Raw genomic sequence first — 13,560 nt, 5'->3', positions numbered from 1 at the left:
TTACTTTATATATTGTATGTCTTTTCTTATATGGATCCACTATTATAAATAGAATGTATTAAAAAAAGGCGCTGAGAATCAAGTCTCAACGCCTTTTTACTAGCTAATTTTGAAAAAAGATATTTAATTTAAAAAATTATTTATCATCTTTCTTGCGTCTCTTTGCGCCAATCAAGCTTGTCATGCCAATTGCTGTTGCTACGGCACCTAAAATAGTAGCCGCTTCATTACTATCAGCACCTGTTTGCGGTAAGACTTCCTTATTGTCAGTAGTCTTCTTTTCTACAGGTTTTTCTGGAGTAGGAACAGCAACATTTTGCTTAACTGGTTGTTCAGATCGAGTTTCCTTTTCTACAGGAACTTCTGGATCAGGAAGAACGGGATCTGGCGTCTTAGCTTTTTCTTTCAGTTTCAAAGCAATAGTAAATTGTTGTACCGTATTGCCATCATTGTCAAAGTACTTAGTCACACCATCGCCGTCAAATGCATTATAAACAACTTCGTAACCTGCAGCCTCTAATTGCTTAATTACTTCAGCAGACGAGAATAACTTATTAATATCTTCTCCTGGGCGACCACTTAAAATACCAGAAGTACTGATAATTTTTCCAGTATTAACATCAATAAAGTTAACTACAGCTTTTTGTGTATTTGGAGCAGGTGGTACTTTATCATCCTTGTAAACAACAGGTGTATCCTTAGTTGGATCAACTGGAGTTACTGTCGTCTTATCTGGTGTCTTTCCAGGAATAGCTGGCACCGGTTCATTTGGTACTACCTTAGTTGGATCTGTCGGATCGTTAGTGTAGCTTGGAGTTGGTACATTTGGAATTGGATTTCCATTTGGATCAACTGGAACGATCTTACCGATCTTATGGTAAACAACTGTTACTTCTGCAAGAGGCTTATCTGGAGTTACCGTCTTTCCACCAGCAGACTTAATTTCTGCAACATATCCTGGAATCACCGGTACATTAACTAGAGTAAAGGTATGACTGGATTCGTTTGGCACACCATTAGTAATCTTGAATTCATAAGTTTGAATATTTGGATCCTTAAGTGGCTTGTTATTATCGCCATCTACAAAGTGAATAATTTGTTTACCTTCTACTGTAGTTACCTTATCTGGATCCTTAACTGGGTTATATGGTACTGATGTATCCTTACCTGGATTTTCTGGTGTTACTGTTGGAACACTTGGAATCAATCCTGGAATTTCTGGTACTGGTTCATCCGGTACTACCTTAGTTGGGTCTGTTGGATCTGTTGGGTAAGTTGGGGTTGGTACATTTGGAATTGGATCTCCATTTGGATCAACTGGAATGATCTTACCATTTGGTTGGTAACTTACTGTGATAGTCTTGTTCAAGTCATCTGGTGTTACCACAGATCCTCCGGCATTACGCTTATCTGCGTGGTAGCCTTCAATTACTGGAGTATCCTTGTAGCCAAATGTGTGACTAGTTACATTCCATTCGCCTCCATCAATGATCTTACCAGTTACCTTATCTACCAGCATCTTCTTAGTGAAGTCGAATGTTTGTACATCATCACTAGGAGTCTTGTCGCCTGCTCCTTCGTAGTGAATAGTTTGAGTTCCTGTTCTCTTTACACCATTTTCACCAGTGCCTTCTGGCCACTTAGGACCATCTGGATCGTTAGGATTAATTGGTTCACCTGGTTTGCCTGGGTTTTCTGGTGTTACTGGAACTGTACCGTGCTTCAATACAACTGTGTAGATTTGAGTTGTATTGTCATCATTATCAAACGTTGCTCCTGCTGGGAAGCCATCACTTACAAGTACGTAACCCTTGTTTTCTAGTTCTTCAATCGTTGAAGCAGTACTGTAGTCAATCTTTTCGCCAGCTTTACCAGTTAAGTTGCCTGAGCTAGTGATGATTGCGTTGTTGTCATCTGCATCAATGTAGTTAACAACTGCTACTTGATCCTTAGCTGGAACTTCTGGGGTATATGGTACTGGCGTATCCTTACCTGGATTTTCTGGTGTTACTGTTGGAACACTTGGAATCAATCCTGGAATTTCTGGTACTGGTTCATCCGGTACTACCTTAGTTGGGTCTGTTGGATCTGTTGGGTAAGTTGGGGTTGGTACATTTGGAATTGGATCTCCATTTGGATCAACTGGAATGATCTTACCATTTGGTTGGTAACTTACTGTGATAGTCTTGTTCAAGTCATCTGGTGTTACCACAGATCCTCCGGCATTACGCTTATCTGCGTGGTAGCCTTCAATTACTGGAGTATCCTTGTAGCCAAATGTGTGACTAGTTACATTCCATTCGCCTCCATCAATGATCTTACCAGTTACCTTATCTACCAGCATCTTCTTAGTGAAGTCGAATGTTTGTACATCATCACTAGGAGTCTTGTCGCCTGCTCCTTCGTAGTGAATAGTTTGAGTTCCTGTTCTCTTTACACCATTTTCACCAGTGCCTTCTGGCCACTTAGGACCATCTGGATCGTTAGGATTAATTGGTTCACCTGGTTTGCCTGGGTTTTCTGGTGTTACTGGAACTGTACCGTGCTTCAATACAACTGTGTAGATTTGAGTTGTATTGTCATCATTATCAAACGTTGCTCCTGCTGGGAAGCCATCACTTACAAGTACGTAACCCTTGTTTTCTAGTTCTTCAATCGTTGAAGCAGTACTGTAGTCAATCTTTTCGCCAGCTTTACCAGTTAAGTTGCCTGAGCTAGTGATGATTGCGTTGTTGTCATCTGCATCAATGTAGTTAACAACTGCTACTTGATCCTTAGCTGGAACTTCTGGGGTATATGGTACTGGCGTATCCTTACCTGGATTTTCTGGTGTTACTGTTGGAACACTTGGAATCAATCCTGGAATTTCTGGTACTGGTTCATCCGGTACTACCTTAGTTGGGTCTGTTGGATCTGTTGGGTAAGTTGGGGTTGGTACATTTGGAATTGGATCTCCATTTGGATCAACTGGAATGATCTTACCATTTGGTTGGTAACTTACTGTGATAGTCTTGTTCAAGTCATCTGGTGTTACCACAGATCCTCCGGCATTACGCTTATCTGCGTGGTAGCCTTCAATTACTGGAGTATCCTTGTAGCCAAATGTGTGACTAGTTACATTCCATTCGCCTCCATCAATGATCTTACCAGTTACCTTATCTACCAGCATCTTCTTAGTGAAGTCGAATGTTTGTACATCATCACTAGGAGTCTTGTCGCCTGCTCCTTCGTAGTGAATAGTTTGAGTTCCTGTTCTCTTTACACCATTTTCACCAGTGCCTTCTGGCCACTTAGGACCATCTGGATCGTTAGGATTAATTGGTTCACCTGGTTTGCCTGGGTTTTCTGGTGTTACTGGAACTGTACCGTGCTTCAATACAACTGTGTAGATTTGAGTTGTATTGTCATCATTATCAAACGTTGCTCCTGCTGGGAAGCCATCACTTACAAGTACGTAACCCTTGTTTTCTAGTTCTTCAATCGTTGAAGCAGTACTGTAGTCAATCTTTTCGCCAGCTTTACCAGTTAAGTTGCCTGAGCTAGTGATGATTGCGTTGTTGTCATCTGCATCAATGTAGTTAACAACTGCTACTTGATCCTTAGCTGGAACTTCTGGGGTATATGGTACTGGCGTATCCTTACCTGGATTTTCTGGTGTTACTGTTGGAACACTTGGAATCAATCCTGGAATTTCTGGTACTGGTTCATCCGGTACTACCTTAGTTGGGTCTGTTGGATCTGTTGGGTAAGTTGGGGTTGGTACATTTGGAATTGGATCTCCATTTGGATCAACTGGAATGATCTTACCATTTGGTTGGTAACTTACTGTGATAGTCTTGTTCAAGTCATCTGGTGTTACCACAGATCCTCCGGCATTACGCTTATCTGCGTGGTAGCCTTCAATTACTGGAGTATCCTTGTAGCCAAATGTGTGACTAGTTACATTCCATTCGCCTCCATCAATGATCTTACCAGTTACCTTATCTACCAGCATCTTCTTAGTGAAGTCGAATGTTTGTACATCATCACTAGGAGTCTTGTCGCCTGCTCCTTCGTAGTGAATAGTTTGAGTTCCTGTTCTCTTTACACCATTTTCACCAGTGCCTTCTGGCCACTTAGGACCATCTGGATCGTTAGGATTAATTGGTTCACCTGGTTTGCCTGGGTTTTCTGGTGTTACTGGAACTGTACCGTGCTTCAATACAACTGTGTAGATTTGAGTTGTATTGTCATCATTATCAAACGTTGCTCCTGCTGGGAAGCCATCACTTACAAGTACGTAACCCTTGTTTTCTAGTTCTTCAATCGTTGAAGCAGTACTGTAGTCAATCTTTTCGCCAGCTTTACCAGTTAAGTTGCCTGAGCTAGTGATGATTGCGTTGTTGTCATCTGCATCAATGTAGTTAACAACTGCTACTTGATCCTTAGCTGGAACTTCTGGGGTATATGGTACTGGCGTATCCTTACCTGGATTTTCTGGTGTTACTGTTGGAACACTTGGAATCAATCCTGGAATTTCTGGTACTGGTTCATCCGGTACTACCTTAGTTGGGTCTGTTGGATCTGTTGGGTAAGTTGGGGTTGGTACATTTGGAATTGGATCTCCATTTGGATCAACTGGAATGATCTTACCATTTGGTTGGTAACTTACTGTGATAGTCTTGTTCAAGTCATCTGGTGTTACCACAGATCCTCCGGCATTACGCTTATCTGCGTGGTAGCCTTCAATTACTGGAGTATCCTTGTAGCCAAATGTGTGACTAGTTACATTCCATTCGCCTCCATCAATGATCTTACCAGTTACCTTATCTACCAGCATCTTCTTAGTGAAGTCGAATGTTTGTACATCATCACTAGGAGTCTTGTCGCCTGCTCCTTCGTAGTGAATAGTTTGAGTTCCTGTTCTCTTTACACCATTTTCACCAGTGCCTTCTGGCCACTTAGGACCATCTGGATCGTTAGGATTAATTGGTTCACCTGGTTTGCCTGGGTTTTCTGGTGTTACTGGAACTGTACCGTGCTTCAATACAACTGTGTAGATTTGAGTTGTATTGTCATCATTATCAAACGTTGCTCCTGCTGGGAAGCCATCACTTACAAGTACGTAACCCTTGTTTTCTAGTTCTTCAATCGTTGAAGCAGTACTGTAGTCAATCTTTTCGCCAGCTTTACCAGTTAAGTTGCCTGAGCTAGTGATGATTGCGTTGTTGTCATCTGCATCAATGTAGTTAACAACTGCTACTTGATCCTTAGCTGGAACTTCTGGGGTATATGGTACTGGCGTATCCTTACCTGGATTTTCTGGTGTTACTGTTGGAACACTTGGAATCAATCCTGGAATTTCTGGTACTGGTTCATCCGGTACTACCTTAGTTGGGTCTGTTGGATCTGTTGGGTAAGTTGGGGTTGGTACATTTGGAATTGGATCTCCATTTGGATCAACTGGAATGATCTTACCATTTGGTTGGTAAGTAACAGTCTCTTCAATATTATTTTGAGTAACCACTGTAGCATTGATTTGACGCTTATCTGCGTGATAGCCTTTGATTACTGGAGTATCTACTTGATCGTAAACAGTCTTTTCACCCTTAGGAATTGCCCAATCAGTGGTATATTGACCATCGGAAATTACTTCATTAGTTACTGCATCAATAGTTAAAGTTCTAGTCCACTTAGAAGTTTGAACAACATCAGGAGCTGCCTTAGTTCCATCACTGTATACGTAGTGAACAGTTTCGTTAACATCTTTAGTTAATTCGTTTAAATCTACCCCATGCTTATCTGGAGTATCTGGACCAACTGGGATTTCATTGTGGTCGTAGTAAACATTTACAGTAGTATCAGGGGTATTTTCATTTACAGTTTCTGCTGGAACTACTTTGGCTATATCACCATTTTCAAAACGTGGTGTCTTGTAACCATTAGTGGTTAAGTCTGGTGATTTTACAGCTTCCCAGTTACCATCAATAATCCAATCGTTGTTAAGTGTGTACGACTTACCATCTTCACTAATAGTCCCATAACCTATTACCTTGCCTGAATTATCAAGAATTTCAGTACGGTGCATAGTAACAGTTTGAGAAACTGGATTATCTTTAATTAGGTTAGCTGGAATCTTTTTGCCTGTCTTACCATCTAAGTAGTTAATATCACGAACAACACTCTTACTATCAGTTTTACCTGCCTGATAAGTTGCTTGTTTATTATAAACGACTACTGTTACATAATCTGCAGGAATTCCAGTAGTGCCATTTTGCTTGTAAGCAGTTGATAATTCGCCATTTTGAACCATATCTTGAGATGGTTCAACCATAAATTTAGCAGTTACTGCAGAAGCATCTGCTCCAACCTTTAAAGTTGAAACATTTGTTGATTGGATCGTTGCAGCATAGCCAGCCAATTTAGGTGAGTCAATTGTACTATATGGATCAATAACAGCTTTACCATTAGCATCAGTGAAATCCCAACCTGAATCTTGAACTACTGCTTGACTGTTTTTAATGTACTCTAAAGTTTCATCTGCAGTATGACTTAAAGCATAATTCTGAATATCTTGAATCTTATCTTGTGTAATATCAAGTATCAGACTACGTTTCATATCTAATGATTGAGTATTTTCTGGAAAAATTTCTTTTCCATTTTCATCAACGTACTTAATAGTACTCTTGTGTTCACCAGTAACTTCCAATGATGTTCTATGAGGAATCCAAATTTGATGACTAGCACGTTGGGTTGAAATTCCATAGTATGGTGCATTCGGACCAGTTAGTGGAGACCCATCAAAGTTATGAACTTGGTTCGCTTTAATACCTGCAGTTAAACCATTACCTGCAATTGATACGTCTGGGTTTGCTTGATTATTCCAAATATCTTTAGTTTGGAATCCATTCATTGGAATATCAACGCTATTTACATTGAGCCAGATTTGTTTTGAGCCATCTGACTTAATTTGTTGGTAAACAACAAAGCCGGAACTATTAGGATTAGATGGATCGTAATCCCCACCACTAACACTAAATACTCCCTTATTACCACTCATATAAATTAAGTTAGCAGTATATTGTGCCGAAGTTGTGTTGATTTTGTCACCACCAGTAGCCATCCAACCAGTCGTTGCTCCACCATTAGAGTAGCGTTGCAGGTTAAGCATTAGGGGATCTTGAATATCAATGCGTGAGTTTGCACTCCCTAGTGGGAATGAAATAAGTTCTGCGTAAAAGTTAGTATTATCATCACGAATGTCAACAATTGCTCCTGTCTTAGAAGTGAAAGCAGCATTTGTGTTAGCATTTCTAGAATCTAAGGAAATTACGTCATCCCATGGATTATCGCCACGACCTTCAAGAATTACACGGAAGGTAGCATATTCGTCAACAGTAATATTACCACCTTCGTTAACACCAATATAGTTATAGCCATCAAAGCTACCAGACGTTCCTGTCTTGCCAACAGAATGGAAAGAAGTAATGGAATGTTTAGAAATTTCGATATTTGAGTTATTAGCTAAATCTAAAGCAACTCCTCGTCCCTTGTTTTCAAAATGAACATTTGAATTCTCTCCAGAAATAAAGTTAGCATTATTACCTAAGATAATACCGTCACGTCCAGTAAAGTTAAAAGTCGATGAGTCACCTAATTGAACTAATGTTGGACCATCATTTCTTGAGCGTGTACCATAACCACCGTATCTATCGGCGTCAGTACTTGTTGGTCGGGTTGCTCCGATCGCAATAGCTTGGCCTAATCCTGTATTAAAATTAACATTTGACTTGTAACCACTAATAAAGTTACCACCATTCTTGGCAAACACACCAGCAACATGGTAACGGGTAGCAGTAGTTGATGTATTAGTCAGGTTAACATTTAAAGTAGCATTATCGCCAACTTTAACAGTACCGCCATCAGCTAAGTTAATTCCATCATTAATTTCAGAACTGTTAATAGTTAAGGAAGCACCATTTTCAATATTTACGTTCCTAGCAGCAATGTTAGAGTTCTTAAAGTTAGTTCTACTACCAGTATAATTTTGAGCATTATATTGATCCTGAGTTGGAACAGAAGAATTAGTACTATTTACATTAGAAGTAACATTTCCCTTAATATTTACCGTACCGCTACCAGAGATTGATCCATTAATCTTAATATCTTGGAGAGTTAAATTACCGGAATTATTAAGAGATTTTTGACCTAAATTAAGTGCTGCTGCATCGTTAAGACCAACAATTGTAAAAGTATTTCTAATAGCCAAATCAACATTAGAAGCATCAATACTTCTATCAATATTAACACCTGCAACACCAGTATTAATTGCTTGTTGAAGTGCAGTAGCATTGGTTACAAGTTTATAATTATTTTTCTTAACTTGTGTATCAGGAGTATCTTGGCCCACGCGTGGAGCATTGACTTGAAATTTGCTCTCACTTAGTGCTGTTGCTGAAAAGCGTGTAGTAGCTGGAGTTGTCTTAGGGACATTTAAAGTTGTGTTACTTACTAATGTGTTTTCTGTATCCGATATATTCGCTTCAGCTGATCGCTTATCCATTTGATTCTCTTCAACAGTCTGACTTTCTTCCTTTACATTAGTTTTATTGTTTTCAGCTGACTTATCCTCACTATTTACTTGAGCTAACTCAGCCTTATCCTGCATTGCCTCTGTCTCTTCAGTAATATTAGGCGTTAGTGTTTTTTCTACAAATGTTCCTTCATTTTTAGGCACACTAAAAGAGGCCACCTTACTATCTTGACTCTCCACAGGAGCATCTGCAGGCTTAGTTGTAGGTTGTGCCTCATTAAGAGTTTTATCATAAGCATTTTGCTTGTTTTGTTCTTCAGCTTCTGAAGATAAATCTGTTGTCTTAGTTGTAGTATTTGAAGTAGTATCGGCGCGTGCTGTTTGAACATTTTGCATAGTTAATACAGCTGTTCCGACTAAAACAGAAGCTGCACCGACAGAAAATTTACGGATTGAAAAACGTTCTTGTTTGTCATCCATTTTTCTTAAGCGTTCTTGGTAGTTATTCTTAGATAGCATTCCTTATTTTCCTCCATTTAACTGTTATATAATTAATATATTTTAGTAATACTATAGGATCTTTAGTGTTATTATAACAAATATTTTTCATTACAAGAATAGGTCTAGAAGTTATTTAATCAGTATTTTTCTTGCTTAATTGCTGATTTTTACTGTATTTCATTGTTTTTATATATAATAAAATAATGTGTTTATTATATGATAATATTCAAAAATTTGTATATTATTTTATACACTAAAATTATTAAAAATGAATTTTGTTATTTTATAGTCTTTGAGATTGTTTTTTTTAATTTTTTTGTCGTTACTTAACAAGCTGCTTAGCAAAGGGTTATATGTTACTACTAATACCTTCTATAAAGTCGAAGTTGATACCTTAACAACCTCCTCTTCCATTTTTTAACTAAATTAAATAACTTGTTTCAACCTAACTAGTAGATACAAGCCTAGTTTACCCCCCCCATTTTTTATTTTGTCAAGAGCTTTCAAATGCAAAACAAAAACCAAACAATATCAAAGAAAAAAATTATTCTTTAACATCATTTGGTTTTTTAAATTAATTTATTGTTTTAACTAGACTCATCTAACCGAATTATAAGCCTAGTTTGTTATATAACTACTTAAACCAAGAAAACATATCTTTTATGCCTGTCTCTCTTTTACTTATTTTCTTTTCATCTTTTTTAAAATTTCTTTCTTCTATTTTTTCAACTTTCTTCTTCTCTTCTCTTTTCTCTAAACTATCATTTTTTAAGTTTGCTTGCTTTTCTTTATTTAGCTTCTTTTCGCTTAATTCCCGTATTTCACTGAATGTATAATATATAACCCGCGTATTCTTTTCAGGATCCTCTATAGTAATAAGTTCTTTTTCAGGAATATAATTCATAATTCTAGGTACTCCTTGTATCCTTTTTACTTTAGTTGCATCATCCGCCTCGGTTACATATAGTGGTTGGACAACATTCTTTATAGGATTTCCTTTAGAATTTACTGGAATAATTCTCCCATTTTGCTTATACGTCACTTGCAAATCGACATCAGCTTTTTTTACTTCTTTTTCTTCAATTATCTTTTTATCAGCATGATAGCCATCAATAATTGGCGTTGGTACTGCCGTATAGATCTTTTTATCAATTGACCAAGCAGTTGTGTATTTTCCGTCTTCGACTAGTTCACCAGTATTTTCATCTACAGTCAGAGTGCGCGTCCAGCATGCAGCTTGCAAACGAGTAACTGGTGTTTGGTCACCAGCACCTTGATATTTAATTGTTTCCTTGACGGGCACGCTGTACAATGTAGGCTTAATCGGTCGATAAGGATGGTCACTATTTACCGGAATATAGCGAGGCTTTAAAGTATACGACACTTTAATATCTGTAAAAGGATCATTAACAGAAATTGTATCGTGAACTGGTGCATATCCCGGCACTTCCGGTACTTCTTCAGTAAAAAGCACACGTACGGGATCATATGGATCATTAACATAAGTTGGATGCATAGCATTTTTGATTTCATTTCCATGCTCATCAACAGGAATCATTTTTCCAAGTGGAGTATAAGTAATGGTCGCCATTAAGTCAGTTTCTGTAACTGGGTGTTCACCTATTAAACCAATATTTGCAGCAAATCCTTTAATTACAGGCGTAGGAGTTGCTTCAAAAATATCTCTATCAGCTACCCATTTTGTCGTATACATTCCATTTTCAATAAGTTCTTTACTTACTTCATCATAAGTAATTGTTCTTGTCCAACGCACCGTTTGTTCTGCATCTGGAGGAGTCTGTTTACCCGCTCCTTGATAATGAACACGAGCAGTGACAATTCGACGGTAGTACGCTGGATTGATTACCTCGTGCGGATGCTTTTCATCGACTGCAATATATTTATGCACTAGTAAATATGGAACTTGATAATTATGACTTGGATCTTCAATTTTTACTTCTTTGATTTGTTTTAAGACAATATTTTCTAAATCTAATTCTGGAAGAACCACTTTAGTTGGATCAATCGAATTAGTAATTAATTGCTTTTTATTTATTTTCGAAAACTCATTATGATTTACATCCACAGGAATCAAGTATCCATTTTTGTGGTACTTAACTTCTTCAGTTAAATCATGTTTTTCTACCGGTGAAGCTACTACTTCACTAATTTGAGTATGATATCCTGACACTACAGGCACAGGTACTGAAGGATAAGTTTCACTACTCTGCCATTGGCTTGTATATTCGCCTGAAATAACTTTTTTAGTTACTAGATCAATTGTTAAGCTGCGTTTCAAGATGGCTGTTTGAACTACATCATCTAGCTTCCTATCATCTATTCCTGAGAAACTAATTGTCCGATGAACTTCTTTTTCATAAAGATTTGCATCAATTCCTGAAAATGGATGTTCGGAGCTAACAACTTGTTTTTTGTGTTTTAAAGCCACAAAAAAGATTTGAACATAATCTTTACTATTTCCAAAAACAGGCTTCTGCTCTTCAGCATCAAAATCATTAGTAACAACTTCATATCCCTTAGCGGTTAAATCCTTCAAAACATCCGCCGTATTATAAGAAATTTCTTTTCCAGGCTTTCCTTTTAGTTCTCCAGAAGTAGCTAATTCTTGGTTGTTATTATCAACATCAATAAATTTTATTTCGGCTTTCTGTCTTCTTGCATTTTTCTTATTAGGTAGATAAGTGACCACATATTCATGTTTTGGCTTTTGACTAGTTCCAGTTTCTCCGCCAATTACTGCCTTATCAGGTGTATAGTTCATAACACTGGGACTTGCAACTAAAGGAAAGAAATATTTTTCTGGTTGCCAAGTATTAGTTAATAATTTTTGCTTAGTAACTTTGTCAAAAATAATCTTTCGATTAAAAGCAATCTCAGTAACTTTATCAGGAATATTTTTTTCAAGTCCAATATAGTGAACTCTTTGTTCACCTTTCATTTGAACATCCTCTAATTTACATCCATATTTTAAATTTTTGGCTGTTATTTCTTCTTTTCCATGTTTAAAAGTGATCGTAAATTCTTGAGAATCTTTTTTAAAAAAATTTATTTCACCGTTTTGATCAAAAGGATTATTAATCAGCACATAACCAGCAGCTAGTAATTTTGTTACTTCGTCTTTTGTACTATAATCTACTTTTTCTCCTACTCTTCCCTCTAGCTCTCCTGAATTTGCAAGTTCAACCAAATTATCATCTAGGTCAACATATTTAACAACAACTGACATTACTTATTCCCTCATCTATCTTGATCAAATTTTAATAACATATTAGTAGCTTACTTATCGTTATTTTTCCCTAATCATTATCATAAGGCACCCTATATTCATAATCAAAAGAAAATTAATTTTTTATAACATTAATAGTTTCACATGAAACATCTTTAAAAGAAGTTTCAAAAAAATTAGATTTTGTGTTTTTATTAACAAACTCAAGTGTATAATAAAAGACGGTCATACTATTAATTTTGACGGAGGTTTAATTTATGACAAAGATTTTTGCTTACGCTATTCGTAAAGATGAAGAACCTTTCTTAAACGAATGGAAAGATGCACACAAGGATATTGAAGTTGAATACACTGACAAGCTTTTAACCCCTGAAACTGCTAAATTAGCTAAGGGTGCTGACGGTGTTGTTGTTTACCAACAATTAGACTACACTCCTGAAACTCTTCAAGCTTTAGCTGATGCTGGCGTAACTAAGATGTCATTACGTAACGTTGGTGTTGACAACATCGACATGGACAAGGCTAAAGAATTAGGCTTTGAAATCACTAACGTTCCTGTATACTCTCCTGACGCAATTGCTGAACATGCTGCAATTCAAGCTGCTCGCGTACTACGTCAAGATAAGCGTATGGATGAAAAGATGGCTAAGCGCGACTTACGCTGGGCACCTACTATTGGTCGTGAAGTTCGTGACCAACTTGTTGGTGTTGTAGGTACTGGTCACATCGGTCAAGTATTTATGAAGATTATGGAAGGCTTTGGCGCAAAAGTTATTGCTTACGATATCTTCAAGAACCCAGAACTTGAAAAGAAGGGTTACTACGTTGACTCACTTGATGACTTATACAAGCAAGCTGATGTAATTTCACTTCACGTTCCAGATGTTCCAGCAAACGTTCACATGATTAATGATGAATCAATCGCTAAGATGAAAGATGGCGTTGTAATCGTAAACTGCTCACGTGGTCCACTTGTTGACACTGACGCTGTTATCCGCGGCTTAGATTCTGGTAAGATCTTTGGTTTCGTAATGGACACTTACGAAGGTGAAGTTGGTGTATTTAACGAAGATTGGGAAGGTAAAGAATTCCCAGATGCTCGTTTAGCTGACTTAATCGATCGTCCAAATGTATTGGTAACTCCACATACTGCTTTCTATACTACTCATGCTGTACGTAACATGGTAACTAAAGCATTTGACAACAACTTAAAGATGATCAACGGTGAAAAACCAGATTCTCCAGTTGCTTTGGACAAGAACAAGTTCTAAAAATCAAATTATGATAATCAAAAAGATCT

Annotated in this window: 3 protein-coding genes; 1 reads left to right on the top strand and 2 read right to left on the bottom strand. The window is 37.5% G+C overall.

The features are described from left to right. Positions 1–136: 136 nt before the first annotated feature. Positions 137–9,031, bottom strand: coding sequence for a mucin-binding protein (locus H0I41_RS00310; protein ID WP_182094555.1), 8,895 nt, complete (start codon positions 9,029–9,031; stop codon positions 137–139). Positions 9,032–9,647: 616 nt separating this feature from the next. Then, entirely contained in the window at positions 9,648–12,260 is a 2,613-nt protein-coding gene (locus H0I41_RS00305; protein ID WP_011161286.1) for a mucin-binding protein, read from the bottom strand. Positions 12,261–12,517: 257 nt separating this feature from the next. Here H0I41_RS00305 and H0I41_RS00300 point away from each other — a divergent pair, with 257 nt between their 5' ends. Further along, positions 12,518–13,531 (top strand): D-2-hydroxyacid dehydrogenase, encoded by a 1,014-nt coding sequence (locus tag H0I41_RS00300; RefSeq protein WP_135014523.1) that lies wholly within the window; start codon positions 12,518–12,520, stop codon positions 13,529–13,531. Positions 13,532–13,560 lie beyond the last annotated feature (29 nt).

Source organism: Lactobacillus johnsonii, assembly GCF_014058685.1.
In the GTDB taxonomy this organism is placed as follows: Bacteria; Bacillota; Bacilli; order Lactobacillales; family Lactobacillaceae; genus Lactobacillus.
The sequence above is the reverse complement of the archived record's forward strand: the minus strand, read 5'-3'. Positions and strand labels throughout refer to the sequence as shown.